Origin of the sequence: Streptomyces sp. NPDC007983 (assembly GCF_042958345.1) — a bacterium.
In the GTDB taxonomy this organism is placed as follows: domain Bacteria; phylum Actinomycetota; class Actinomycetes; order Streptomycetales; family Streptomycetaceae; genus Streptomyces.
The window spans coordinates 530256-556365 of record NZ_JBIBJI010000002.1; the positions used below are offsets into that span (position 1 = coordinate 530256).

23 protein-coding genes are annotated in these 26110 nt (G+C 72.0%); 13 read left to right on the forward strand and 10 right to left on the reverse strand.

The genetic code is table 11. The features are described 5' to 3' along the window. Positions 1-6 precede the first annotated feature (6 nt). From efeO to map, 3 genes are all read right to left on the reverse strand, one after another. Positions 7-1140, reverse strand: a complete 1134-nt coding sequence (gene efeO, locus ACFZCY_RS06790; RefSeq protein ID WP_391169957.1) for an iron uptake system protein EfeO — start codon at positions 1138-1140, stop codon at positions 7-9. Positions 1141-1307: 167 nt separating this feature from the next. Continuing rightward, positions 1308-1958, reverse strand: a complete 651-nt coding sequence (locus ACFZCY_RS06795; protein ID WP_391170395.1) for a biliverdin-producing heme oxygenase — start codon at positions 1956-1958, stop codon at positions 1308-1310. An 82-nt stretch (positions 1959-2040) separates the two neighbouring features. Then, a complete protein-coding gene (gene map, locus ACFZCY_RS06800; RefSeq protein WP_361474221.1) occupies positions 2041-2898 on the reverse strand; it encodes a type I methionyl aminopeptidase in 858 nt (285 codons plus the stop codon). A 59-nt stretch (positions 2899-2957) separates the two neighbouring features. On the opposite strand from map, the gene ACFZCY_RS06805 reads away from it, so the two are divergent. After that, the gene (locus ACFZCY_RS06805) at positions 2958-3182 is read left to right on the forward strand and encodes a hypothetical protein (protein WP_391169958.1); all 225 of its coding nucleotides are present in this window, start codon (positions 2958-2960) and stop codon (positions 3180-3182) included. A gap of 285 nt (positions 3183-3467) precedes the next feature. Here the strand turns inward: ACFZCY_RS06805 and ACFZCY_RS06810 are convergent, their stop codons facing one another. After that, positions 3468-4076 (reverse strand): hypothetical protein, encoded by a 609-nt coding sequence (locus ACFZCY_RS06810; protein ID WP_391169959.1) that lies wholly within the window; start codon positions 4074-4076, stop codon positions 3468-3470. A gap of 219 nt (positions 4077-4295) precedes the next feature. Between ACFZCY_RS06810 and ACFZCY_RS06815 the strand changes: the two genes are divergently transcribed. The 6 genes from ACFZCY_RS06815 (at position 4296) to ACFZCY_RS06840 (ending at position 9820) form a co-directional block, all read left to right on the forward strand. Then, a complete protein-coding gene (locus tag ACFZCY_RS06815; protein ID WP_391169960.1) occupies positions 4296-5405 on the forward strand; it encodes an exo-alpha-sialidase in 1110 nt (369 codons plus the stop codon). Next, positions 5402-6739: an extracellular solute-binding protein gene (locus tag ACFZCY_RS06820; protein ID WP_391169961.1), complete on the forward strand. Its 1338-nt coding sequence runs from the start codon at positions 5402-5404 to the stop codon at positions 6737-6739. The genes ACFZCY_RS06815 and ACFZCY_RS06820 overlap by 4 nt, the downstream gene beginning before the upstream one ends. Continuing rightward, entirely contained in the window at positions 6736-7680 is a 945-nt protein-coding gene (locus ACFZCY_RS06825; RefSeq protein WP_391169962.1) for an ABC transporter permease subunit, read from the forward strand. The genes ACFZCY_RS06820 and ACFZCY_RS06825 overlap by 4 nt, the downstream gene beginning before the upstream one ends. 266 nt (positions 7681-7946) lie before the next feature. Beyond that, on the forward strand, positions 7947-8777 hold the full coding sequence (locus ACFZCY_RS06830) for an ABC transporter permease subunit (protein ID WP_391170397.1): 831 nt from the start codon (positions 7947-7949) through the stop codon (positions 8775-8777). A gap of 24 nt (positions 8778-8801) precedes the next feature. Continuing rightward, positions 8802-9539: an NADPH-dependent F420 reductase gene (gene npdG, locus ACFZCY_RS06835; protein ID WP_391169964.1), complete on the forward strand. Its 738-nt coding sequence runs from the start codon at positions 8802-8804 to the stop codon at positions 9537-9539. 104 nt (positions 9540-9643) lie between these two features. Further along, a complete protein-coding gene (locus tag ACFZCY_RS06840; RefSeq protein WP_391169965.1) occupies positions 9644-9820 on the forward strand; it encodes a hypothetical protein in 177 nt (58 codons plus the stop codon). 144 nt (positions 9821-9964) lie between these two features. On the opposite strand, the gene ACFZCY_RS06845 is transcribed toward ACFZCY_RS06840, so the two are convergent. Next, positions 9965-10762 carry a site-2 protease family protein gene (locus ACFZCY_RS06845; protein ID WP_391169966.1) on the reverse strand — a complete coding sequence of 266 codons (798 nt, stop codon included), beginning with the start codon at positions 10760-10762 and terminating at the stop codon, positions 9965-9967. Between the two features lie 221 nt (positions 10763-10983). Here ACFZCY_RS06845 and ACFZCY_RS06850 point away from each other — a divergent pair, with 221 nt between their 5' ends. Then, positions 10984-14397 (forward strand): BTAD domain-containing putative transcriptional regulator, encoded by a 3414-nt coding sequence (locus ACFZCY_RS06850; protein WP_391169967.1) that lies wholly within the window; start codon positions 10984-10986, stop codon positions 14395-14397. 8 nt (positions 14398-14405) lie between these two features. Here the strand turns inward: ACFZCY_RS06850 and ACFZCY_RS06855 are convergent, their stop codons facing one another. The 3 genes from ACFZCY_RS06855 to panB all read right to left on the reverse strand — a co-directional run bounded on the left by ACFZCY_RS06855 (position 14406) and on the right by panB (position 17229). Further along, positions 14406-15230, reverse strand: coding sequence for an ABC transporter permease (locus tag ACFZCY_RS06855; protein ID WP_391169968.1), 825 nt, complete (start codon positions 15228-15230; stop codon positions 14406-14408). After that, positions 15227-16249, reverse strand: a complete 1023-nt coding sequence (locus tag ACFZCY_RS06860; protein WP_391169969.1) for an ATP-binding cassette domain-containing protein — start codon at positions 16247-16249, stop codon at positions 15227-15229. The genes ACFZCY_RS06855 and ACFZCY_RS06860 overlap by 4 nt, the downstream gene beginning before the upstream one ends. A 119-nt stretch (positions 16250-16368) precedes the next feature. Continuing rightward, positions 16369-17229 (reverse strand): 3-methyl-2-oxobutanoate hydroxymethyltransferase, encoded by an 861-nt coding sequence (panB, locus tag ACFZCY_RS06865; RefSeq protein ID WP_391169970.1) that lies wholly within the window; start codon positions 17227-17229, stop codon positions 16369-16371. A 189-nt stretch (positions 17230-17418) separates the two neighbouring features. Here panB and ACFZCY_RS06870 point away from each other — a divergent pair, with 189 nt between their 5' ends. The 4 genes from ACFZCY_RS06870 (at position 17419) to ACFZCY_RS06885 (ending at position 22213) form a co-directional block, all read left to right on the forward strand. Next, entirely contained in the window at positions 17419-19014 is a 1596-nt protein-coding gene (locus ACFZCY_RS06870) for a DHA2 family efflux MFS transporter permease subunit (RefSeq protein ID WP_391169971.1), read from the forward strand. Then, entirely contained in the window at positions 19011-19613 is a 603-nt protein-coding gene (locus ACFZCY_RS06875) for a TetR/AcrR family transcriptional regulator C-terminal ligand-binding domain-containing protein (RefSeq protein WP_391169972.1), read from the forward strand. Before ACFZCY_RS06870 ends, ACFZCY_RS06875 begins: the two co-directional genes overlap by 4 nt. 229 nt (positions 19614-19842) lie before the next feature. After that, complete coding sequence (locus ACFZCY_RS06880) at positions 19843-20868, forward strand: endonuclease/exonuclease/phosphatase family protein (protein WP_391169973.1); 1026 nt, start codon at positions 19843-19845, stop codon at positions 20866-20868. A 139-nt stretch (positions 20869-21007) separates the two neighbouring features. Further along, positions 21008-22213 carry an MFS transporter gene (locus ACFZCY_RS06885; protein ID WP_361474280.1) on the forward strand — a complete coding sequence of 402 codons (1206 nt, stop codon included), beginning with the start codon at positions 21008-21010 and terminating at the stop codon, positions 22211-22213. 48 nt (positions 22214-22261) lie between these two features. On the opposite strand, the gene ACFZCY_RS06890 is transcribed toward ACFZCY_RS06885, so the two are convergent. Beyond that, the gene (locus ACFZCY_RS06890) at positions 22262-23194 is read right to left on the reverse strand and encodes a zinc-binding dehydrogenase (protein WP_391169974.1); all 933 of its coding nucleotides are present in this window, start codon (positions 23192-23194) and stop codon (positions 22262-22264) included. An 80-nt stretch (positions 23195-23274) separates the two neighbouring features. Between ACFZCY_RS06890 and ACFZCY_RS06895 the strand changes: the two genes are divergently transcribed. Beyond that, the gene (locus ACFZCY_RS06895; protein WP_361474285.1) at positions 23275-23871 is read left to right on the forward strand and encodes a helix-turn-helix domain-containing protein; all 597 of its coding nucleotides are present in this window, start codon (positions 23275-23277) and stop codon (positions 23869-23871) included. A gap of 391 nt (positions 23872-24262) precedes the next feature. Here ACFZCY_RS06895 and ACFZCY_RS06900 read toward each other — a convergent pair whose 3' ends face one another. Next, on the reverse strand, positions 24263-26023 hold the full coding sequence (locus tag ACFZCY_RS06900; protein WP_391169975.1) for an NAD+ synthase: 1761 nt from the start codon (positions 26021-26023) through the stop codon (positions 24263-24265). Between the last annotated feature and the right edge of the window lie 87 nt (positions 26024-26110).

Below are 26110 nucleotides of genomic sequence, written 5' to 3' on the forward strand. Positions count from 1 at the left end.
CTTCTCCTACTTCGAGACGACGGCGGCGGCGAGCTTGGACAGCGGCTCGGCCAGGGCGTTGACCCCGTCCGACAGCTCCTTGCGCTTGCTCTCCGAGACGGTGTCGTACGAGACGAAGCCGTCGCCCTCGCGGTACTCGTCCAGCAGCTTCCGCACCGCGGCGAACTGCTTGTCCAGCTCCCTGGTCAGCGCCGGGTCGTTCTTCGCGGCCACCGGCTTGAGCAGCTTGTACGAGGTCTCGGCGCCCTCGACGTTGCCCTCGAAGTCCACCAGGTCGGTGTGGCTGTAGCGCTCCTCCTCGCCGGTGACCTTGCCGGTCTGCACCTCGTCCAGCAGTTCCTTGGCGCCGTTGGCCATGCCGGTGGGGGTGATCTCGGCGGTGCCGACCCGCTTCTGCCAGTCCTTGAGGTCCTTGATCAGCTGGTCGGCGAGGTCATGGTCGGCCTTGGTGATCTTCTTCGTCTGCCACAGCGACTTCTCCAGCCGGTGCCAGCCGGTCCACTTCTGCCCCTTCTCCAGCCCGTCCTCGCGCACGTCGACCTTCGGGTCGATGTCGCCGAACGACTCCGCGACCGGCTCGGTGCGCTCCCAGCCGACGCGGGAGGGCGCGTACGCCTTCTTGGCGGCCTCCAGATCGTCCTTCTTGACCGCGTCGGCGAACGCCTGGGCCTTCGGCAGCGTCTCGTCGGCCTGCCGCCGCGTGTACGCCCGGTACGCGGCCACCGCCTTGTCCAGCCGCGGATCCCGCTTCGCCGCCGCGCCCTTGCCCGTGGCGGACACCTTCTGCCGGATGCCGTGGCCCTTCATCCCGGGCTTGCAGGCGATCTCGTACGAGCCGGTCTTCACCTCGGCGTTGACCACGGCCTTGGTGCCGGGCCCGATGTTCTCCCGCTCGGTGACGATCCGGTCGCCGGGGGCGTAGACGTAGACCTCGGTGACCTTGGAGCCCTTGTTCTCCACCGCGAGCTTCACATGCCCGGCCGGGAACGATGTCTTGGAGACCTCGCACGCGCTGTCCGACGCCGTGACCTGGACGGCGTCCGACCCCTTGGCGTCGGACTTCTCGGCGCAGCCGGCGACGGCGGTGAGTGTCGTCAACGCCGATATGGCGGCGACGACGGGGGTGCGAGCGGCTCGCATGCGGGCTCCAGACGGGGCTCGGGGACAAGATGAGGCCGACGAATAAGGCCGACCTAACTTAACTGAGCCTTACCTGTGTGTCGCCTGAGTAATTCCAAAGATCTGCTTGCACATGGCAAAGTTTCGGCCAAGTGGCCGGATCGCGTTATGGAGACGTTATACGGCCTTCAGGCGCTGAGCGGGAAGCGGCGGCCCAGGTCGCCGAGGATCGCGCTGTTGAGCCCGTAGGCGCGCTTGCACTCGTCGACCACGCGCTGCTTCTCCAGGTCGTCCACCGGCAGCGCGTCCAGCAGAGCGCGGTAGTCGCGCTTGAAGGCGGCCGGATTGCCGATCGACTCGAAGACGTAGAACCGCACCCCGTCGCCCTTGCGGTCGAAGCCCCACGTCTTCTCGGCCATCCCGCGGACGATCTGCCCGCCGGACAGATCGCCGAGATAGCGGGTGTAGTGGTGGGCGACCAGCCCGGCGGGCCAGTCGCGCACACATGTCTCCACGCGGGCCGCGTACCGCTCCGTGGCGGGCAGCGGCTCCAGGCCGGAGCGCCAGCGAGGGCCGCCGAGGTACGTCAGGTCGCGCTCCAGCTCCCGGGTGCGGGCCAGGTCGAGCCGTACGAACGGACCCGCGACCGGGTCCTCGGCGAGGCGGCCGGGGACCGACTCCAGGGCCCGGTACACGAACCACAGCTGCTCCGTGTACTGCCGGTACGCGTCCATGCCCAGCCGCCCGCCGAGCAGATCGCCCATGAAGTCCGACCCGGCGACCTCGGTGTGCTGCTCGTGCGAGGCGGCGCGCAGGAGCGCGGAGAAGGGCGTGGGCATGGCGTCCAAGACGGCCTCCGGGATAGGTTAGGGCGACCTAACCCCACCCTTTCCCGACGCCCTGTCGGCAAAACCTCCCGGCTCAGGGGAGCGTCAGGATCTCCGCCCCGGTGTCCGTCACCACCAGTGTGTGCTCGAACTGAGCCGTCCGCTTGCGGTCCTTGGTGACGACCGTCCAGCCGTCCTCCCACATGTCGTACTCGTACGTCCCGAGCGTCAGCATCGGCTCGATCGTGAACGTCATGCCCGGCTTGATCTCGGTCGTGTGGTGCGGGCTGTCGTAGTGCGGCACGATCAGGCCGGAGTGGAACGACGTGTTGACGCCGTGGCCGGTGAAGTCGCGGACCACGCCGTAGCCGAAGCGCTTGGCGTACGACTCGATGACCCGGCCGATGATGTTGATCCGCCGGCCCGGCTTGACCGCCTTGATCGCGCGGTTGAGCGACTCCCGCGTCCGCTCCACCAGCAGCCGCGACTCCTCGTCCACGTCGCCGCACAGGTAGGTGGCGTTGTTGTCGCCGTGCACGCCGTGGATGAAGGCGGTGACGTCGAGGTTCACGATGTCGCCGTCGCGCAGGACGGTGGTGTCCGGGATGCCGTGGCAGATGACCTCGTTGACCGAGGAGCACAGCGACTTCGGGAAGCCGCGGTAGCCGAGGGTGGACGGGTACGCGCCGTGGTCGCACATGTACTCGTGCGCGACCCGGTCCAGCTCGTCCGTCGTCACCCCCGGCTCGATCAGCTTCGCGGCCTCCTCCATCGCCCGCGCGGCGATCCGCCCCGCAATCCGCATCCGCTCGATCGTTTCGGCATCCTGCACCTCGGGCCCCTCATACGGCGCGGGACCCTCCTTCCCGACGTACTCGGGCCGCGGAATCGAGGCGGGGACGGGGCGGGCGGGGGAGAGCTTCCCCGGAACAAGGAGTGACTGGCCAGACATATCAGCGAGTGTATCGGCGCCGGATCGGGCACCATGGCCGCGAGGAAGAGGAGGCCGGAATGGCGCTGTTCAGGAAGGGTCCCGTCGGAAAGCCGGGCGAGTGGTACTACTGCGTCAAGCATCACAAGGTCGAAGAGGGCCCCGAATGCCGCGCGGCGGACCGCCTGGGCCCGTACGCCACCCCGGCGGAGGCGGCGCGCGCGCTGGAGACGGCGCAGGAGCGGAACGCCCAGTGGCAGAACGACCCCCGCTGGCAGGACGACCCCCCGGCCGACCGCGCCTGACCCCGGGCCCCAGGCCCCGGCCCGATGGGGCCGGGACCCCGCGGCGTGGCGCGGCCCGGCCCCCGGGACCGGCTCGAAGCGCCGTTGCTGGACCGGTCCACCCACACCAGGTCGCCCGGGTCGGCCCCGGTGATCCGGCCCCAGGCGCGGCGGCTCGAGGTGCTGTACCGGAGCTCGACGTGGATGCCTTCGACGTTCGCGGTCCCTACTGGCCCGCGTCCCCGCTGGGCGAGGCGCTCCTCGACGGCAAGGCCGCCCGGCTCTCTCTGGGCCGGCGGAGCGGACTCACCAGCCCGGCGGGGGCGGGGACGTCAGTTGGTCGGCCAGGCGGGCCAGGCGGTCGCGGATGCGGCGGCGGCCGGGGCGGGGCGGGAGGGTGTTCTCCCCGGCGGCCGCGCTGACCAGGTGCTGGACCGTATCGAGGTCGAGGTCGGCGCCCTCGGGGGTGGACAGCCCGTCATGCGCCAGGGCGTGCAGTTCGGCGTCGCCGCCGTCGAGGGCGAGGACGGTCGCGCCGCCCCGGCGGGCGTCGTTGACGCGTTCCAGCAGGCCGGCGCCCGGGTCGCCGGGGGTGACGACGAGAAGGGTCTCGCCGCGCCCGGCGGCCTCCAACCGGCCCAGGCCGACCGACAGATGGGCCGGGACCGCGCGGCCGACCGGCACGTGGTGGCGGACGAGGGTGGGGGACAGCTCCGGGAGGCCGGACCAGGCGGCCTCGTCGTCGAGGTGCGCGGCCAGGTGCCAGGGTTCGTACTCCGCGCTGCCCACGAGCAGTAATCCGCCCTCGCGCGAGCCGACCGAGGCCCGCAGGGAGCCCGCGAAGCGGCGGGTGGACTGCAGCCACTCGGTCCCGGCGAGCACTTCGCGCAGCAGCGCGACCCGTACGGCGTCCATGGCCCGGATCCTGCCGTGGGTGGGGCGAGGGGGCCGGAGGAATGGGGGACGGTCACCCCTTTGAGGGCACGGGCACCACGCGGCGACAACTGTTCATTGTGCCGACTCTTGACGCTCTGTGAGGCAAACCCTATGGTCGCCGGACACAAGGGACGTCCTACGTCCCATTTTTCTGGCTGAGCACTCGATCGATTGCAACGGCGCATCGGGAGGGTTCGCATGGCATGCCCGTACGAGGTCTCCGTCCCGTTCCGGGCCGGGGCCGGGGGGTACGCGAGCTACCGGATTCCGGCGGTGGTGGTGACGCGCGCCGGGACGCTGCTGGCCTTCGCCGAGGGGCGGGTGGGGTCGTCCGCCGATCACGGGGACATCGACCTGGTGCTGAAGCGGTCCGCCGACGGGGGCCGGACCTGGGGCGCGCCCGCGGTCGTCGCGCGCAACGGGGACGGAACGGCGGGGAACCCCGCGCCGGTTGTGCTGGAGGACGGGCCGCACGCGGGCCGGATCGTCCTGGTGCACGTCCGCAGCGCCGCCTCCGCGACCGAGGACCGGATCCGCCGCGGTGAGGTGTCCGCGGAGGACGGGCGGCGGGTGTGGCTGACGTACAGCGACGACGACGGCGTGAGCTGGAGCGCGGCCCGCGAGATCACCGAGTGGACGAAGCGCCCGGAGTGGCGCTGGTACGCCACGACCCCGGGCCATGCGCTGCGGTTACGCCACGGCGATCACGCGGGCCGGATCGTCGTACCGGCCAACCACTCCCTTCCCCCGACGGTCCCCGGCGACATCGGCACCGAGGGCCGCTACAACGGCGGGCACGACCTGCTGAGCGACGACGACGGCGAGACCTGGCGGATCGGGTACGTGGACGACGACCCGGACGGCTACATCAACGTCAACGAGACGACCGCCGCCGAACTCCCCGACGGCCGGGTCTACTTCAACACCCGGAACGACGCGACCGCGCCCGGCACCCGCGCCGATGCCTACTCGTACGACGGCGGCGAGACCCTGGCCACCCCCTTCCGGCCGCAGGCCGGGCTGGTGACGCCGGTGGTCGAGGGCTGTGTACTGCACCTCGGTGACCCGGATGTCCTGCTGTACTCCGGGCCCGCCGCGCCCGGCTTCCGGGCCCTGATGACGGTGCGGGCGAGCCGCGACGGCGGGGTCACCTGGCAGCCGGCGCACACCGTGGACGGGCTGCCCGCCGCCTACTCCGACCTGGTCAGGATCGATCGGGACACGGTCGGACTGCTCTACGAGACCGGCGACTTCAGCGCCTACTCGACCATCACATTCCGGCGCATTCCGGTGGAGGAGCTGGTATGAGCATGTCAGAAAACGCGGGATTCGGGCGGCGTGCCGTCCTCGGCGGCGCGGCCGCCGCGGCGGCCGGGTTCGCCCTCGCCGGATGCGGCGGGGACGACGACGGGGGCGACGAGCCCAAGGGCCGTAAGAAGGGCGAGAAGATCACCCTGTCCTTCTGGTCCTGGGTGCCGGGCATCGACAAGCCCGTGGACCTGTGGAACAGCAAGAACCCCGAGGTCCAGGTCAAGGTCGAGAAGGTGTCGGCGGTCGAGGGCGCCCAGTACGCGAAGATGCACGCCGCGATCAAGGCGGGCAACCCGCCGGACCTCGGCCAGATCGAGTACCCGGTGGTGCCCAGCTTCCTGATCGACAACGGACTGCTCGACCTCACCAGATACGGGATCGACCGGTACAAGGGCAAGTTCGTCGGCTGGCAGTGGCAGCAGTCGGTGTTCGGCAAGGGCGTGTACGCCGTACCGCAGGCGTCCGGGCCGATGGGGCTGTTCATCCGTCAGGACCTGTTCGAGAAGTGGGGCGTCGAGCCGCCCGCCACCTGGGACGAGTACGAGGCGGCGGCCAGGGCGATACGGAAGAAGGGCGCCTGGATCGAGACGTTCTCGGCGACCAACGGCAACCGCTTCGCGGGCCTCGCCTGGCAGGCGGGGGCGCGCTGGTTCGGCGCCCAGGGCGACACCTGGACCGTCTCGATCGACGACGAACCGACCCGTAAGGTCGCCGACTACTGGGACGCGCTGGTCAAGCAGAAGCTGATCAAGACCATCCCGGACCGGCAGAACGCCTGGTACAAGGACGTCCAGACCGGCGCGATGGCCTCCTGGCTCGGCGCCAGCTGGGGCGACGCGCTGCTGGTCGGCAACGCGCCCAAGACCGCCGGGAAGTGGCGGGTCGTGCCCATGCCGCAGTGGAAGCGGGGGGACGGTGCGTACGCCAACTGGGGCGGCTCCACGACCGCCGTCTTCGCCAAGTCCAAGTACCCCAAGGACGCCCTGGCGTTCGCGGTCTGGCTCAACACCGACCCCGAGTCGATCAAGCTGCTGATCGAGAACGGCTACGGCACCCCCGGCGCCAAGCAGGGCTACGCCACCTCCGACCTCGACGTCCACAAGGACTTCTTCGGCGGGCAGGCGTACAGCAAGGTGTTCGACGACGCGAGCAAGGGCGTGGACACCAGCTGGAAGTGGGGCCCGGCCACCGACACCCTCTACCAGCGGCTCGGCGACGCCTTCACGGCGGCCATCGGCGACGGGTCCTCGTTCCGGTCCGTGCTGACGAAGGTGCAGCGCGACACGATCAGCGACCTCAAGGAAAAGGGCCTCAAGGCGGAGGCCGGATGACGAGCCCGGCGCGGCGCCGTGGGTGGCACCTGACGCGGGCCGAGGCGCGCGGCGCGCGGGCGGCGGCCGGTTTCCTGCTGCCGTTCCTCGCGCTGTTCCTCCTCTGCTTCATCGCCCCCATCGGCTTCGCGCTCTACGAGAGCCTGCTGAAGGTCGAGCGCACCGGCCCGCTCGGCCTCGGCGGCGAGACGAAGGATGTCTGGGCGGGCCTCGCCAACTACGCCCACGCCCTCCAGGACGGCCACTTCACCGCCGGATTCGGGCGGGTGCTGCTCTTCGGCGCGGTCCAGATCCCGGTGATGATCGCCTTCGCCACCGCGCTGGCGCTGCTGCTGGAGGCGGCGTCGGCGCGCTGGGTCGGCTTCTTCCGCACCGCCTTCTTCCTGCCGTACGGGGTGCCCGGGGTGATCGCCTCGATCCTGTGGGGCTTCCTCTACGTACCGGGGATCAGCCCGCTGGTGGAAATGGCGCACTCGGCGGGCTGGGACGTCGACTTCCTGGGCCGCTCCACGGTGCTGTGGTCCATCGCCAACATCGTCACCTGGCAGTTCACCGGCTACAACATGCTGGTGCTGATCGCCCAGCTCAAGGCGGTGCCGGGGGAGCTGTACGAGGCGGCGAAGATCGACGGCGCGAGTGCCGGGCAGATCGCCCTGCACATCAAGCTCCCCCTGATCAGGCCCGCCCTCGTCCTCACCACGGTCTTCAGCCTCATCGGCACCCTCCAGCTGTTCGCCGAGCCCAAGGTGCTCAAACCGCTCAGCAACTCGATCGACTCCGGCTACACCCCCAACCTGGCCGCCTACAACGAGGCGTTCACCAGCAACAACCAGCACATCGCGGCGGCCGAGGCGGTGCTGCTCGCGGTCGTGGCCTGCGTGCTGTCCTTCGGCTTCCTGCGGCTGGTGGGGCAGCGCGGGAAGGACGGGGAGGACCGGTGAGCCACAGGAACGGCCCGGGCGGGCGTGACGCGCCGGGGCCCGGCGGCCCCGAGCCACGGGGGTCCCGGCCCCCGGAGCCGCCCCCACCGCGACGCCCCGAGTCCGTGCCCGCGCCACGGCCCCGTCCCGGGGCCGGCGCGGTGGCGAACGCGGAGTCGGCGGCGAGCGCGGGCGACGGGCCCCCGGTGTCCGCGCCCGGCGAGGGCCCCGCGCCGGGCACGGCCCGCCCGGACCGCCGACGCGCGGAGCGCGGGCGGCGGCCCGCGTTGCGGTATCGCGTCATCACCGTCTCGCTGCTCGCCGTCGCCGCCGTCTACTTCCTCACGCCCGTCTACTGGCTCGTCGTCTCCTCGACCAAGTCCAGCAGCGACCTCTTCGGCACCTTCGGCTTCTGGTTCCACGACCCGGATCCCCTCGGCCGTCTGCGCCAGGTACTGACGTACGACGACGGCATCTACGCACGGTGGTTCGCCAACAGCCTGATGTACGCGGGCGTCGGCGCCCTCGCCGCGACCCTGCTGTCGGCCGCCGCCGGGTACGCCCTCGCCAAGTTCCGCTTCCCCGGGCGGGAGGGGATCTTCAACGTCATCCTGGCCGGGGTCCTCATCCCCGGCACCGCGCTCGCCCTCCCCCTCTACCTCCTCTTCAGCCGCATCGGCCTGGCCAACACCTACTGGGCCGTCCTCATCCCCAGCGTGGTCAGCCCCTTCGGCGTCTACCTCTGCCGGATCTACGCGGCGGCCGCCGTCCCCGACTCGCTGATGGAGGCGGCCCGGATCGACGGGGCGGGCGAGGCGCGGATCTTCTCCGCGGTGGGGCTGCGGCTGATGACCCCGGCCCTGGTCACGGTCTTCCTGTTCCAGTTCGTGCACATCTGGAACAACTTCTTCCTGCCGCTGGTCATGCTCTCCGACTCCGACCTCTATCCGATCCAGCTCGGCCTGACCTCCTGGACGGGGTACGCGGACCGGCAGCCGGAGCTGTACCAGTACACGGTCGGCGGAGCCTTCCTGTCCGTGCTGCCGCTGATGGTGCTGATGGGCGTCCTCCAGCGGTACTGGCGCACGGGGCTGACGGAGGGGAGCGTGAAGGCCTGACGTGGGCGTGACAGTATCGCTGTCATGACTACTCCTGACGGCACGACCGCCCCGAACGAAGCCCCCGCCAAGAAGGCCCCCGCCAAGGACCCCTGGGACCTCCCGGACGTCTCCGGCCTGGTCGTCGGCGTGCTCGGCGGCACCGGTGACCAGGGCCGCGGCCTCGCCTACCGGCTGGCCCGGGCCGGGCAGAAGGTGATCATCGGCTCCCGCGCGGCAGAGCGCGCCCGGACCGCGGCCGAGGAGCTGGGCGGCGCCGAGCTGGGCATCGAGGGCGCGGACAACGCCGAGTGCTCGCGCCGCAGCGACATCGTGATCGTCGCGGTCCCGTGGGAGGGCCACGGCAAGACGCTGGAGGCGCTGCGGGAGGAGCTGAGCGGCAAGCTCGTCATCGACTGCGTCAACCCGCTGGGCTTCGACAAGAAGGGCGCGTACGCCCTGAAGCCGGAGGAGGGCAGCGCCGCCGAACAGGCCGCGGCCCTGCTCCCGGACTCCAGGGTCACCGCCGCCTTCCACCATCTGTCGGCCGTCCTGCTCCAGGACCCGGAGATCGCGGAGATCGACACGGACGTCATGGTGCTGGGCGAGTCCCGCGCGGACACCGACCTGGTGCAGGCGCTGGCCGCCCGCATCCCCGGCATGCGGGGCGTCTTCGCGGGCCGGCTGCGCAACGCCCACCAGGTCGAGTCCCTGGTGGCCAACCTGATCTCGGTCAACCGCCGCTACAAGGCCCACGCGGGCCTGCGCGTCACGGACGTCTGAGCGGAGCCCGCGCCGGAACTCCAGGGCGACCCGTACGCCCCGGCGGGGCATGGGCGACAATGTCGGAAGCGCACCCCCGACAGGACCCCACAGGAGCCACCCCCATGCCCCGCCTCGCCGTCTACGCCCTCCTCGTCTGCGCCCTGACCGTCGCCGCGGCCGTCGTCTCGTTCGCGCGGGGCAGCTTGCTCGGCGTCGTCTGGGTCCTGCTCGCCGGGATCTCGTCCAACATGGCCTGGTTCTACGTACGCAGGGCCAAGGCCGAGCGCGCCGGCGAGTGAGCTGAAGGGGCGCGCCGCTGTCGAAAGGGAGAGCGCGCGGAGACCCCGAGGAACGAGGGGTCGAGCACGGTCGACCGTCGACAGGGGCTTTTGCGCCCCGGAGGCGAACCGAGCCTTGACCCGCCGAGCGCGAGGCCGCGGGCGCTACGAGCTGATCCCGGGGAACTGCGGCGCGCCCTGCCAGAAGCGGAAGAACTCCTGGCCGAAGTAGGTCTCGAACGGCGTCACCCCGAGCCCGCGCATGATCGCGTCGACCGCGTCGAAGAAGACCTGGTTGACCTCGGGTATCCACAGGATGCCGAAGACCGCGAGCAGCCCGAACGGAGCGTACGGCTCGACCTGCCGCCGGACGCGGTGGGACAGCCACGGCTCGATCACCCCGTAGCCGTCCAGACCCGGCACCGGCAGGAAGTTCAGGATCGCGGCGGTGACCTGGAGCAGCGCCAGGAACGCGAGCGCGAAGCGGAAGACCAGCGGCACCTGGCCGGCGCCGCCGAGCCAGAACGGGGCGGTGAGCGCGGCGGCGAACAGCACGTTCGTCAGCGGTCCCGCGGCCGAGATCAGGCTGTGCCGCCAGCGGCCCCGGATCCGGTGCCGCTCGATGAAGACCGCCCCGCCCGGCAGCCCGATCCCGCCCATGATCACGAAGATGACGGGCAGCACGATGCTCAGGGCCACATGCGTGTACTTCAGCGGGTTGAGGGTCAGATAGCCCTTCGACTCGATCGACAGATCACCGCCGTGCAGCGCGGTACGGGCGTGCGCGTACTCGTGCAGACACAGCGAGACGACCCAGCCGGAGACCACGAAGAGGAAGACCGCGAAGCCGGGGCTGGAGGAGTAGTCCGTCCACACCGCCCACCCGGACACGGCCATGATGGCGACCAGACCGAGGAAGACGGGACTGATCCGCCGCTCACGGCGGCTGATGGCGGTGGTCATGCGCGAGGTTTCTCCGTCCGGTACCGGTCATGGTGCGTCGTACGGTGCCCCGCTCGACGCCCGGAAAACGTTGGACGGGGTGCCGGGAGTTCCGGGCAGAGTGGACCCATGCCGCCATCCACATCGTCACCCTCGGCCACCGGACACCCGGCGGGTAAGCGGACGGGCGAGGTCCGGGAGCGGGTGAACCGGGAGCCGTGACCGTCGACAACAATGGGGCCGTGCGCTACGCCATACTCGGCACCACCCAGGCCCACCACGACGACGGCACCCCCGTCGACCTCGGCGGCGCACGGCTGCGCGCCCTGCTGACCGCGCTCGCCCTGACCCCGGGGCGGCTGCGGACGAACGGCGCGCTCATCGCCGAGGTCTGGGACACCGACCCGCCCGCCAATGAGAACGGCGCGCTGCAGGCCCTCGTCGCGCGGCTGCGGCGGGCCGTCGGCAAGGCGGCGATCGCCTCCGGCCCCGGCGGCTACCGGCTGTGCGCCGAGCCCGACGACGTCGATCTGCACCGCTTCGAACGGCTCGCGGAGGAGGGCGCCCGCGCCCTCGCCGACGGCGACCCGGCCAAGGCCGCCGCGGCTTACGACGAGGCGCTCGCCCTGTGGCGCGGCCCGGCGCTCACCGACCTTCCCGACGCGATGGCCGCGGCCGCCCGCGCCGAGGCCCAGCGGCTGGACGCCCGGCGCGGCCGGATCGCCGCCGGGCTCGCCCTCGGCGACGCCGCCCAGGCCCTCCCCACGCTCGTTGAGCTGTGCGACGCGCACCCCCTGGACGAGCCGCTGCACGCGCTGCGCATCCGCGCCCTGCGGGACACCGGCCGCCCCGCGGAGGCGCTGGCCGCGTACGAGGCGATCCGGGTGGAGATCGCCGACCGGCTGGGCGCCGACCCGGGCCCCGAGCTGCGCGCCCTGCACGCCGAGCTGCTGGACCCCGCCCCGCCGCCCGCCCCGGCGCCGGCTCGGCCGCCACAGCCGCCGTACGGGCAGCAGCAGCCGTACGGGCAGCAGCAGCCGTACGGGCCGGGGCACCCGCACGCGCCGCAGCCGCCGCGCGGGGCGGGACGGCCTGAGCGCCCCGCACGCGGCGGCAATCTGCGGGCCCGGCTCACCAGCTTCGTCGGCCGGGAGGCCGATCTGGCCGCGCTGCGCACCGACCTGGACGCGCACCGGCTGGTCACCCTCCTCGGACCCGGCGGTGCGGGGAAGACCCGGCTGTCCCAGGAGGCCGCCGAGTCGGTCGCCGACGCCTGGCCGGACGGGGTGTGGCTGGCCGAACTCGCCCCCGTGGACGACCCGGAGACCGTGCCCGAGACCGTGCTCACCGCGCTCGGCGCGCGCGAAACCGTCATCCGAGGCAGCGCCGCCGAGGGGCTGCGCGCCGCGGCCGACCCGACCGCCCACGATCCGCTCGCGCGGCTCGTGGAGCACTGCGAACCGCGCCGGATGCTGATCGTGCTCGACAACTGCGAGCACCTGGTCGATGCCGCGGCGCGGCTCGCCGACTCCCTGCTGGCCCGCTGCCCCGGCGTCACCGTCCTGGCCACCAGCCGCGAACCGCTCGCCGTCCCCGGTGAGTTGGTGCGCCCGGTGGAGCCGCTGCCGGACCCGGTGGCGCTCCGGCTGTTCCAGGAGCGGGGCGCGGCGGCCCGCCCCGGTTTCCGCACCGACGACGATCCGGCGGCGTGCGCCGAGATCTGCCGGCGCCTCGACGGCCTGCCGCTGGCCGTCGAACTGGCCGCCGCCCGGCTGCGGCTGCTCACCCCCCGGCAGATCGCCGACCGCCTCGACGACCGCTTCCGCCTGCTGACCAGCGGCAGCCGCACCGTGCTGCCCCGCCAGCAGACGCTGCGCGCCGTCGTCGACTGGTCCTGGGACCTGCTGGACGACCGCGAGCGCACCGTCCTCGCCCGCCTCTCCGTCTTCGCGGGCGGCTGCGACCTCCCGGCGGCCGAGGCGGTCTGCGGTGATCCGCGCGACCGCGACCCGGTCGACCCCCGGGACATCGCCGCGCTGCTCGGGTCCCTGGTCGACAAGTCGCTGGTGGTCGCCGCGCCCGGGGTGGACGGCGAGATGCGGTACCGGCTGCTGGAGACCGTCGCCGAGTACGCGGCGGAGCGGCTGGACGAGGCGGGGGAGCGGGCCGTGGTCGAACGGCGGCATCTGGTCGCGTACCGGGAGCTGGCCCGTACCGCCGACCCGTTGCTGCGCGGCCGCGAACAGCGCGTCTGGCTGCCCCGGCTGGAGGCCGAGCACGAGAACCTGCGCACCGCGCTGCGCCGGGCCGTCGCGGCGGGCGACGAGCAGGAGGCGCTGTGCCTGGTGCTGTCGCTCGGCTGGTTCTGGAATCTGCGCGGCCACCGCGGCGACGCACGCCACTGGGCGACGGCCGTGGCGCGGCTGGGCCCCAACCCGTTCGAGCCGCCGGTCACCCCGGCGCCCCCGCTCTACACGAGCTGCACGGCCGAACCGCCGCCGATGGGGCCCGAGCTGCTTCAGGAGGCGCGGCGCGGGGTGCGGTTGCTGGCGCTGGCCAACCTCGAAGGCAATCTGCGCGCCATGGACGACGAGGAGTCCCAGCGCGAGATGCGGGGCATCGTCGAGGCCTACCGTCCGGGACTGCCGCAGAACTGCCGGATCCCGGGCGTCATGTGGTTCTTCGCGGTGCTGCTGACGGGCGACATCGCCCTGATGCGGGACGTCGTGGACGCGTCGGTGCGCACCAGCCGGAAGCTGGGCTACACCTGGGAGCTGGCCTTCACCCTCCAGACGCGGGCCAAGGTGATGACCCAGCGCGGCGGCGGCGATCTCGGGGAGCAGGCGCGCCGGGACGCCGACGAGAGTCTGGAAATCTTCAAGAGCCTCGGTGACGCCTGGGGCACGGCCGAGGCGCTGTCCGGGCGCGGCGAGACCCTGGAGCTGATCGGCGACGGCCGGGCCGCGGCCGACGACTACCGGGCGGCGATCGCTTACGTCGAGGAGCTGGACGCGCATGCCCACGTCTCGCTGCTCAGGGCCCGGCTGGCGGGGCTGCACGTCGAGCACGGGGACGAGACGGAGGCGGCGGAGGGCGAGCGGGTCCTGCGCGAGCTGCTGGCGGAGCGGGCGCAGGCGGATGCCGAGGCCGCGTCGTACGTCCGGATGCACCTGGCCCACCGGTGCGGCGTCACGGGCCGATTGGCCGAGGCCCGCGAGCATCTGGCGGTGCTGCACGAGGAGTTCGGCAACCGGGCGCTGGATGTGTTCCAGGGCCTGGTCGAGGGGATGATGGCCTGGCTGGACCTGATGGAGGGGCAGCCGGGGGAGGCGCTGACCCGGATTCGCGGGGCGCTGGCGAAGACCGGCGACTTCATGACCGGTGTGGTCGCCCCGCAGGTGCCGGTGATCCAGCTGGTGACCGCCGCGCGGGCGCTGGCCGCTCTCGGCGGCACGGAGCGGGCCGAGGTCGCGGCACGGCTGCTCGGCGCGTACGACGCGCTGCGGCCCGGCCTCCAGCGGATCCCCGCCAAGGAGGGCGCGGACCGGGCGGCGGGCGAGGCGGCGGTACGGGCCTGGCTGGACGACGGGAGTTACGAGCGGGCGTACGCGGAGGGCGGGGGCCTCACCGTGCAGGAGGCCGCCGCCCTCGTCTGAACCACCGCTCAGGTCTTCGTACGGAACTTGCGCACCGCCAGCGGCGCCATGACCACCGTGATGGCCAGCGCCCACAGCAGGGCGACGGTCACCGGGTGGGCGAGCGGGCCGTGGCCGCTGGTCAGCGACCGCGCCGCGTCGGCGAGCTGGGAGAGCGGGTTGTACTTGGTGAAGGACTGCAGCCAGCCCGGCATGGTGTTGGTCGGTGCGAAGATCGACGAGCCGAACTGCAGCGGCATGATCACCAGGAAGCCGAGGCCCTGCACCGCCTGCGGTGTCTTCAGCGACAGCCCCAGCAGCATGAAGACCCAGGTCAGCGACGACCCGAAGATCAGGGCCAGGGCGACCGCGGCCGCCAGTTCGGCCGGGCCGGTCTTCAGCTCGAAGCCCATGATGAAGCCCATGGCCAGCAGGATGAGGGTGGACACCAGCATCCGTCCGGTCTCCACGATCAGCTTGGCGATCAGCACCGAGGAGCGGGCGATCGGCATCGTGCGGAAGCGGTCCATCACTCCCTTGCGGAAGTCGTCGTTGACGCCCGTGCCGACCGACATGGCGATGTTGAGCCCGCCCATCGCCATCATCCCGGGGATGAAGTAGTTGACGTACTCGCTGCGGTCACCGCCCGACACCGCGCCACCGAAGACATAGGTGAACAGCAGCGAGAAGACGATGGGCATCAGCAGCGCGTCGAACATCGACTCCGGGTCCTGCTTGATCTGCAGGGCGTTACGCCGCACCAGCGCGCCGATGTGCCGGAGATTGGCGCGCAGCCCGATCCGTCCCTCGCCGGGCAGGTCCTTCGCCGAAGCGGTCACCGTTGCCGTACTCACGCGGCAACCTCCTCAAGGGACGTGTCGTTCTTGCTGGGCTCGGGCGTCGAGGTCTTCTGGCCGGTGATGGCCAGGAACACCTCGTCCAGGCTGGGCAGATGGGTGTCGATCCCGGCGATCGCGAAGCCGCGCTCGCCGAGCAGGCCGATCACCGCGGTCAGTTGCTCGTCGCTGACGATCGGCACGTTGACCAGGCCCTCCTCCACGTCCGCGGTCGCGCCGCCGACGCCGTCGAGCCCGGCCTGTGCGATGGCGCCGACCATGCGGTTCAGCTCACCGGGGTCGGAGGGGCGTATCTGCAGGGTGCGCCCGCCGACCTTCGCCTTCAGCTCGTTGACCCGGCCCTCTGCGATGATCTTGCCTCGGTCGATGACCGTGAGGTCGTGCGCCAGCTGCTCGGCCTCCTCCATGTACTGGGTGGTCAGCAGCACCGTGGAGCCCTCGGCGACCATGCGCTTGACCTCGTCCCACACCTCGTTGCGGGTGCGCGGGTCGAGACCGGTCGTCGGCTCGTCCAGATAGAGCACCGCGGGCCGGCCGATCATGGAGGCGGCCAGGTCCAGCCGGCGGCGCATGCCGCCGGAGTAGGTGGACGCGGCCCGCTTCGCGGCGTCCGTCAGCGAGAACCGCTCCAGCATGGCGTCCGCGCGCGCCCGGGCCTCCTTGCGGGACAGATCGAGCAGCCGCCCGATCATGTACAGGTTCTCCCAGCCGGAAAGCTTCTCGTCGACCGAGGCGTACTGCCCGGTCAGACCGATCGTGCGGCGCAGCTGCCGGGGCTGCCGCACCACGTCGTACCCCGCCACGACGGCGGTGCCGGCGTCCGGCACCAGCAGGGTGGACAGACAGCGGACGAGGGTGGTCTTCCCGGCTCCGTTGGGGCCGAGGACACCGAGGACGGTGCCTTCCGGCACGTCCAGATCCACCCCGTCGACCGCCTTGGTGTCGCCGAAGTGCTTGACCAGCCCCCGTACTTCGACGGCGTTGCCGTCCCTGATCTTGTGTTCCTGTCGCGTCATGTCGTAAGAGTGACACCCCGCGCCGACAGATCACCGACAAGCGGCAGACAGCCCGCCGACGGGGGACGGCCGGCGGGCTGTCGATGTACCGCGATGGCTCTGTACCACCAGCGTGGCCGCTAGTGGAAGGAGTGCTCCTCGGCCGGGTACGTCCCGCCGACGACGTCCTCGGCGAAGGCGCGCGCCGCGTCGCCCAGTACCTCCCGCATGGTGGCGTACTGCTTGACGAAGCGCGGCACCCGGCCGCCGGTCATGCCCGCCATGTCCGTCCACACCAGCACCTGGGCGTCGCACTCCGCGCCCGCGCCGATGCCGATGGTCGGGATGTGCAGCGAGCGGGTGACCTCGGCGGCCAGCTCGGCCGGGACCAGCTCCAGGACGACGCCGAAGGCGCCCGCGTCCTGCACGGCCTTCGCGTCGCGCAGCAGCTGCTGCGCGGCCTCCTCGCCGCGCCCCTGCACCGGGTAGCCGCCGTACGCGTTGACGGACTGCGGGGTGAGGCCGACGTGCGCCATGACCGGGATGCCGGACTGGACGAGCAGTTCGATCTGGTGGGCGGAACGCTCGCCGCCCTCCAGCTTGACCGCGCCCACCCCGGCCTCCTTGACCAGCCGGGTGGCGTTTCGCAGCGCCTGGACCGGGCCCTCCTGGTACGAGCCGAAGGGCAGGTCGCCGACGACGAGGGCACGCTTGGTGCCGCGTACGACGGCGGCGGACAGCAGGGCGATCTCGTCCATCGTGACGGGCACGGTGGACTCGTAGCCGAGATGGCAGTTGCCCATCGAGTCGCCGACCAGCATGACGGGAATCCCCGCCTCGTCGAAGACGGAGGCGGTCATCGCGTCGTAGGCGGTGAGCATGGGCCACTTCTCGCCGCGCTGCTTGGCGGCGGCGATGTCACGGACGGTGACGCGGCGGGAACTCGTCCCCCCGTACAGCGCCTTCGGTGACTGCTTGTGCGCAGGGCTGACGTGCGTCATTACGACGGCTCCTGTTCGTCATCTCGAGGCGCCCTGACGGCGTCCCCGGACCACCCCCATGCTGGCACGCCTCCCGACGCTGCGAAAGTGGGGACATTCGCGCACGGATGAGCATTCGATGGACAAAGGCTCGCAAAGTCTTTCCCGTACGAGACGGGGCCGTATCGAAACGGTTCTAGCCTGGGCCGTATGGCAGCAGCCCCCTCCGCCGAGGCGATTCACCGCAGACGGTGGGCGATCCTGGTCGTCCTCATGTTCAGCGTCCTGGTCGTCGTCCTGGACAACTCGATACTCAACGTGGCGATGAAGACCATCGCCACCCCCAAGCCCACCGGTCTCGGCGCCACCCAGAGCCAGCTGGAGTGGGCCATCAACGCCTACACGCTGGTCTTCGCGGGGCTGCTGTTCACCGCCGGGCTGCTCGGCGACCGGATCGGCCGCAAGAAGGTGCTGCTCGGCGGCATGACCGTGTTCGGCATGGGCTCGGTGCTGGCCGCCTTCTCCGGTTCGCCCGGCGAGCTGATCGGCTTCCGGGCGCTGATGGGCCTGGGCGCGGCCTTCGTGATGCCCGCCACCCTGGCCATCCTGGTGAACGTCTTCGAGCGTGAGGAGCAGGCGAAGGCCATCGGCATCTGGGTCGCCGCGGTCGGTCTCGCCATCGCCATCGGGCCGATCACCGGCGGTGTGCTGCTGGAGCACTTCTGGTGGGGCTCGGTCTTCTTCATCAACGTGCCCGTCGTGGCCGCCGGGATCATCGCCATGATCCTTCTCGTCCCCGACTCCAGGGACCCCGCGCCCGGCCGGCTGGACCCGCTGGGCGTGCTGCTGTCCGTCATCGGCCTGGTGCTGCTGGTGTACGGGATCATCAAGGGCGGCCAGCTCGCCGACTTCACCGACGCCCAGGTGCTGGCCACGATCGGCGCCGGACTCCTCGTGCTGGGCCTGTTCGTCTGGCACGAGAAGCGCAGCGACCATCCGGCGATCGATGTCGACTACTTCCGCAATCCCGCCTTCTCGGCCGCCATCGCCGCCGTCGCGCTGGTCTTCTTCGCGCTCATGGGCGTGACGTTCTTCATGGTCTTCTACATCCAGAGCGTGCGCGGCTTCAGCGCCCTGGACTCCGGGCTGCTGCTCCTGCCGCTGGCCGTCGCCCAGCTGCTGTTCGCGCCGCGCGCCCGGCTGGTCGTGGAGCGGTTCGGGGCCCGCGCCGTGTGTACCGGCGGGATGCTGCTGGTGGCCGCCACCATGGCCGGGTTCCTGCTGCTGGACGTCGACTCGCCGCTGTGGGTGCTGGAGGCGCTGTTCTTCTTCCAGGGCGCGGGGATGGCGCACATCATGCCGCCGGTCACCACCGCGATCATGCAGGCGCTGCCGCGCGAGAAGGCCGGTTCCGGCTCGGCCCTGAACAACACCTTCCGGCAGGTCGGCGGCGCGCTCGGGGTCGCCGTCCTGGGCTCGGTGCTCTCCGCCACGTACCGCGAGGGCATCCAGGGCACCCTCGCGGCCGTCCCCGGGCTGCCCGACTCCGTACGGCACTCGGCGGGCGAGTCCGTCGAGGCCACCCTCGCCCTCGCCGATCGCATGGGGCCCGCGGGGCACGTGCTGCTGGGCCCGGCCCATGACTCCTTCATCCACGCGATGCACCTCACCGCGCTCGGCTCCTCCGGTGTCGCCCTGTTCGGCGCGCTGGTCGTGGCGGCCTTCCTGCCCGGCAAGGACGCGGACGGCGGCGGCCCCGGCAGCGGGCGGCCGCGCGAGAAGGCCGGGGCGGGGGCCGACCGATGACCGCACCGCACGCCGTCCCGGCGCGCGGGCGGCCGCGCAGCGCCGCCACCGACGCCGCGATCATCGAGGCCGCGCTGCGGCTGCTGGAGGAGGGCTCGAGCGTCGGCACGCTGTCCATCGAGGGGATCGCGCGCGCGGCGGGGGTGGGCAAGGCCACCGTCTACCGCCGCTGGTCCAACAAGAACGCGCTGATGCTGGACGTCCTGCGGTCACTGGAGGAACCGGGCCCCGAACCGGCCGGGGTCTCGGCCCGCGACGACCTCGTCACCCTGCTGGAGTTCCTGCGGCGGCGCGGACTGGCCAAGCGCGACTCCGCCCTGATGCGCAGCGTCCTGGCCCAGGCGCAGGCCCACCGGGAGCTGTGGCGGGCGTACGAGGAGAGCGTCATCGAGGTCCGCCGGGAGATGCTGCGGTCGGTGCTGCGGCGGGGCATCGCCGGCGGTGAGATCCGGGCGGACACCGATCCCGAGCTGCTGGCCGACCTGTTCACCGGGCCGATGCTCTCGCGCGCGATCCTGCACGAGCGGCGGGAGCTGCCGGAGGGGCTGGCCGAACGGATCGTGGACACCGTTCTGGAGGGGGTCTCGGCGCGCGGCTGAGACGGCGTATGCGAGCGTATGACGGACGGCGCGTCCCGGCGCCGTGGCGCCTGTTGCTTTGTGCCTGTTGCGTCACAACCGCCCCCGTTGTCGCGGGATGCGGAACCCCCGGTGGACGCCCGGGCGTCCACCGGGCAGGGACGCCCGGTGGGGGCGTCGGGAATGCCCTGGTCATCGCCTAGGGTCTTGAGCGGTAGGCGGGCAGCGGCAAGTGAGGGACGGACAGCGCATGGTGCAGGCGTACACGCAGGAGACGGGACAGTCCGGGGGCGCACCCCAGTGGACCGGCTCCCGATTCGACCGCCTGCGCGACCGGCTCCGGCACAGCCGCGGAATCTGGCGGCGCGGTCTGGTGCTCGCGGCGTTCGCGATCCTGCTCGCGCTGATCATGATCCTCCACGCCGACATCCCCAACCGCGTCGGCAACCTCGGCAGCCTGCTGGAGACCTTCCTGCCATGGCTCGGGGTGTTCGTCCCGGTGCTGCTGGTGCTCGGCCTGGTGCGGCGGTCGGCGAGCGCCCTGGTGGCGCTGGTGCTGCCGGTCGCCGTCTGGCTGAACCTCTTCGGCGGGCTGATGTTCTCCGACAAGTCCGGCGGCGACGGCGACCTGACCGTCGTCACCCACAACGTCAACGCCGACAACTCCGACCCGGTGGCCACCGCGAAGGACGTGGCCGCCTCGGGCGCGCAGGTGGTGGCGCTGGAGGAGCTGACCACCAAGGCCGTACCGACGTACGCGAAGGCGCTCGCGGGCACCTACCGCTACCACGCCGTGCAGGGCACGGTCGGGGTGTGGAGCAAGTACCCGCTGTCCGGGACCAAGCCGGTCGACATCAAGATGGGCTGGACCCGGGCGCTGCGCACCACCGTCAGCGCGCCGAGCGGCGAGGTCGCCGTCTACGTCGCCCATCTCCCCTCCGTGCGCGTGAAGTTCAACGCGGGCTTCACCGCCGGGCAGCGCGACGCGAGCGCCGACGCGCTGGGCGAGGCCATCCGCGACGAGCCGCTGGACAAGGTGATCCTGCTCGGCGATCTGAACGGCACGATGAACGACCGCTCGCTGGCCCCCGTCACCTCGCAGATGCGCTCCGCGCAGGGCGCCGCGGGCGACGGCTTCGGCTTCAGCTGGCCCGCCTCGTTTCCGATGGCCCGCATCGACCAGATCATGGTGCGCGGGGTGAACCCGGTCTCGGCCTGGACACTGCAGCAGACCGGCAGCGACCACCTTCCGGTAGCGGCGTCCGTCACGCTCTGAGCCTGCTAATCGAAGATCTAACACGCTGTTCACCTTGAGGATGGTGCTCAGGAAATAAGTGCGTGAGAGACTTTGTTCCGGTAGAGAACATACGCACGATCGCACGATCTCCTTCCTTACCGCTTGTGAAAGGTCTCTCATGCCCCTGGCACTGCTCGCTCTCGCGATCTCTGCCTTCGGTATCGGCACCACAGAATTCGTGATGATGGGCCTGCTGCCCAACGTCGCCGACGATCTGGGCACCTCGGTGCCGACCGCTGGCTACCTCGTCTCCGCCTACGCCATCGGCGTCGTCATCGGCGCCCCGTTGCTCACCGCCCTCGGTGCGCGCATCCCCCGCAAACGCATGCTCGTCCTGCTGATGGCGCTCTTCACGGTCGGCAACCTCGCCTCCGCGCTCGCCCCCTCGTTCGGGCTGCTGCTCGCCGGGCGGGTGCTCGCCGGGCTGCCGCACGGCGCGTTCTTCGGTGTCGGCGCGGTGGTCGCCTCCCGGCTGGTGAGCGAGGAGAAGCAGGCCCGCGCGGTCGCCACCATGTTCCTGGGCCTGACGATCGCCAACATCGTCGGCGTCCCCGTGGGCACGGCGCTCGGCCAGGGCCTGGGCTGGCGCGCCACCTTCCTGGTCGTCACCGGCATCGGCGTCGTCGCCATGGCGTCCCTCGCCCGGCTCGTCCCGCAGGTGCCGCAGAACCAGCACGGCGGCCTCGCGCACGAGCTGCGCGCCCTCGGCAACCGGCAGGTGCTGCTCGGGCTGCTCACCGCGGTCTTCGGCTTCGCCGGCGTCTTCGCCGTCTACAGCTACCTGGCCTCGATGGTGACCGAGGTCACCGGCTTCGCCGAGTCCTCCGTCACGATCGTGCTCGCCCTCTTCGGCATCGGCATGACCCTCGGCGCGCTGGTCGCCGGGCCGCTCACCGACCGCGCGCTGCGGCCCACGCTGTACGGGTCGCTGGCCGCGCTGGCCGTGATGCTGGTGGTGTTCGACTTCACCGTGCACATCAAGTGGGCGGCGCTCGTCTCGGTCGTCCTGCTCGGCGCGGTGGGCTTCATGACCACCACCCCGCTGCAGATGCTCGTCATGAACAAGGCGAAGCACGCCCCGACCATCGCCTCCGCCTCCAACCACTCGGCCTTCAACCTCGCCAACGCGGGCGGGGCCTGGGCCGGCGGCGCCGCCATCTCGGCCGGCTGGGGCTGGACCTCCCCGACCCTGGTCGGCGCGGCGCTCGCGGTGGTCGGCCTGGCGATAGCCGTAACCGCGGGCCTGCTGGACCGCGGCTCCTCGGAGAAGTCCCGCGTCGTCGCGGGCAGCGATTCGGTGCCCACGCTGTCCGAGGTGCGCTGACCCTCTGTACATGCGCCCCCGCCGTGTGGCGGGGGCGCACGCGTGCGTCTACGGCACCGTGAGCACGATCTTCCCCCGGGTGCGGCCGGTGGCGCTCAGCTCGTGCGCCTTCGCCGCGTCCGTCAGCGGGAACACCCCGTGCAGCGGCACCCGGAACCGGCCCTCGGCGGCCAGGGCCGCCGCCACCGCGAGCCCGTCGTGGCCGGGCGCGTCCCCGCTGCCGGCCCAGGTCATATGCGCGCCGTGCTCGTGCGCGGCCATGTCGGCCACCGACACCACCCGCCGCGCGTCCCCCGCGATCGCGACGAGATCCGGCAGCGAGCCCGAGCCCGCCGCGTCCAGCACCGCGTCGACCCCGCCGGGCGCCAGCGCCGCGACCCGTTCCCCGAGGCCGGGCCCGTACGTGGTGGGCGTCGCCCCGAGTCCGGCGAGGAACGCGTGGTTCGTCTCCCGGGCCGTACCGATCACGGTGGCCCCTCGCGCGGCCGCGAGCTGCACCACCGCCGTGCCGACGCCCCCGGCCGCGCCCTCGACCAGCAGCGTCGTACCCGCGGTGACGCCCAGCAGGTTCAGCGCGCGGGTCGCGGTCTCCACGTTGCCCGCCGCCCCGCCCGCCTCCTCCCAGCTCAGCGCGTCCGGCTTGGCGGCCCAGGCGGTCAGCACGGCGAACTCGGCGGCCGCGCCCCCGAGCCGCTCGGTGGCGACGATCCCGAACACCGCGTCCCCGACCGCCACCCCGCTGACGCCCTCCCCGATCTCGTCCACGACCCCCGCGGCGTCCATCCCGGGGATATGCGGCAGCGGCAGGTCGGGCAGGAACCCGGCTGGGATCGCCCCCGCCCGCAGCTTCCAGTCACTCGGGGTGACCCCAGCGGCCCGTACGGCGATGCGGATCTCACCGGGCCCGGCATGCGGCTCGTCCGCCTCGCCGACGGTGAGCACCTCCGGTGGGCCCAGCTCGGAGTACTGCAAAGCAAACATTTCGGTACCTCTCGCTCGACTTCCACCGACGCTAACAACGAATCGGAACAGGGCGTCCGTTTCCGCGTAAAGTGAGAGACATGGCCGACGAACCGTCTCGGAAGCGCACCGACGCCCGGCGCAACCGCCACCGCATCCTCGAGGTCGCCCACCACACCTTCGCCGCGCACGGGCTCGACGTGCCGATGCGCGCCATCGCCCGCCGCGCCGGCATCGGACCCGCGACCCTCTACCGCCACTTCCCCACCAAGGAGGCGCTGGTCACCGAGACCTTCGCCGAGCAGCTGGCCCAGTGCGTGGCGTCCCTCGACGCCGCCCTCGCCGACCCCGACCCCTGGCACGGCTTCTGCGCGCTCATCGAGAAGGTGTGCGCCATGCAGGCCACGGACCGCGGCTTCACCGCCGCCTTCCTCGCCACCCTCCCCGACTCCCTGGCCACCGACTTCGAGCGCGTCCGCGACCACAACGTGCGCCGCTTCGCCGAGCTGACGCGCCGCGCCCAGCGGAGCGGACAGCTGCGGCCCGACTTCGTACCGGGCGACATCAAGCTGCTGATCATGGCCAACGGAAGCATCGGTTCCGCCGCCGCCTCCCGCCGCCTCGTGGCCCTGCTGCTCCAGTCCCTCCAGGCCCACCCCACCGACCCACCAGCCCCCTTGCCCCCGCCCCCGTCGTGAGCCCGGGGACTCAGCCCCCACCCCACCCGTGGGTCAGGTCACGGGCGGGTGCCGCGGCTCGGCGGGAGGGGGCGCTGCCCCGGCGGGTCGGAAGCGGGCCGAGGGCCGGGTCCAGCGGCGGGTGGCCGCCGATGCGGCGGGGAGGGGCGGGGCGTGGCGCCTCACCCCTCCCCGGCGGGGCCGAAGGCGGATCGTGGTCCGGTCACGGGCGGGGGCGCCCCGCCGCCAGCGCCTGCCCGCAGGCCGGGGCCACTGGCGGGGGGCCGCCTACGACGTGGGAGGGGGCGGGGTCGGAGGGGTGGGGTCCTGCCCCGGAGGCGCCGCACCCGGCACCCGGAACAGACCCCAGGCGCCCCCACCCCGCACCCGCACCGGAACCACGCAGGCCGCCTCAGCCGGATTCGCGCCAGCGGTTGGTGATGGGGAGGCGGCGGTCCTTGCCGAAGCCCTTCGCGGAGATCTTCGTCCCCGGCGGGTACTGGCGGCGCTTGTACTCCGCCGTGTCGACCAGCCGCAGGATCCGGGTCACCAGCTCATCGTCGTAGCCCGCCGCGACGATCTCCTGCCGCCCCTGGTCGCGGTCCACGTACAGCTCCAGGATGCGGTCGAGCACGTCGTAGTCCGGGAGGGAGTCGGTGTCGACCTGGCCCGGCCGCAGTTCGGCGCTCGGCGGCTTGGTGATGGAGTTCTGGGGGATGGGCGGGGTCTGGCCCCGCTCTTCCGCGGCGCGGTTGCGCCACTTGGCGAGCCGGAAGATGGACGTCTTGTAGACGTCCTTGATGGGGCCGTACGCGCCCACGGAGTCCCCGTAGAGCGTCGAGTACCCGCACGCCAGCTCGGACTTGTTGCCCGGGGCGAGCACGATGTGGCCCTCCTCGTTGGAGAGCGCCATCAGCATCGTGCCGCGCAGCCGCGACTGCAGGTTCTCCTCGGCGAGCCCGGTGAGGTTCAGCGAACCCATGTAGGCGTCGAACATCGGGGCGATCGGGACGGTGCGGAAGTTGAGCCCGGTGCGCCGCGCCAGCTCGGTCGCGTCGGCGATCGAGTGCTCGGAGGAGTAGCGGGACGGCATGGCCACGCCGTAGACGTTCTGCGCGCCGACCGCGTCGCACGCGATCGCCGCGACGAGGGCGGAGTCGATGCCGCCGGAGAGCCCGATCAGCACGCTGCGGAAGCCGTTCTTCGCGACGTAGGCCCGCAGCCCGACCACCAGCGCGGTGTAGATCTCCTCGTCGTCGTCGAGCCGCTCCGCCTCGCCGCCCGCGAGACCCGGCTCCGGGTCGTAGGCGGGGAGCGGGTCGGCGGAGAGGGTGCGGTGGTCGATGCGGAGGCCGTCGTCCACGATGCCTTCGGGGACGGCGCCCGGGTCGGCGGCGGGCAGGTCGAGGTCGACCACGACGCACCCCTCGGCGAACTGCGGGGCGCGGGCGATCACTTCACCGTCGCGGCCGACGATGATCGAGTCGCCGTCGAAGACCAGCTCGTCCTGGCCGCCGATCATCGCGAGGTAGGCGGTGGTGCAGCCCGCCTCCTGGGCGCGCTTGCGGACCAGGTCCAGCCTCGTGTCGTCCTTCTCGCGCTCGTACGGCGAGGCGTTGATCGACAGCAGCAGCCCGGCCCCGGCGGAGCACGCGGCGGGCACCCGGCCGCCGTCCTGCCACAGGTCCTCGCAGATGGCGAGGGCGACGTCGATGCCGTGGACGCGGACGACGGGCATGGTGTCGCCGGGCACGAAGTAGCGGAACTCGTCGAAGACGCCGTAGTTCGGCAGATGGTGCTTGGCGAAGGTGAGGACGACGGAGCCGCGGTGCAGCACGGCGGCGGCGTTCTGCGGGGAGCCGGCGGGCTGGCCGTAGCGCCGGGCCCGCTCGCTGCGGTCGAGATAGCCGACGATCACCGGCAGCTCGCCCAGGCCCTCGGCGTCCAGCCGCTCGGCCAGCGCGCGCAGCGCGGCGCGCGACGCCTCCACGAAGGAGGAGCGCAGCGCGAGGTCCTCGACGGGGTACCCGGTCAGCACCATCTCGGGGAACGCCACCAGATGGGCGCCCTGCTCGGCGGAGTGCCGGGTCCAGTGGACTATCGACTCGGCGTTTCCGGCGAGGTCGCCGACGGTCGAGTCGATCTGGTTCAGAGCGAGGCGAAGTTGAGGCACGGCGCCCAGTGTAATCGTCTGTCTGACGCGATAACCGGTGCGTGTCCGGTCTCACGCCCGGGGCCCAGGCCCCCATCCGGCCCCCGC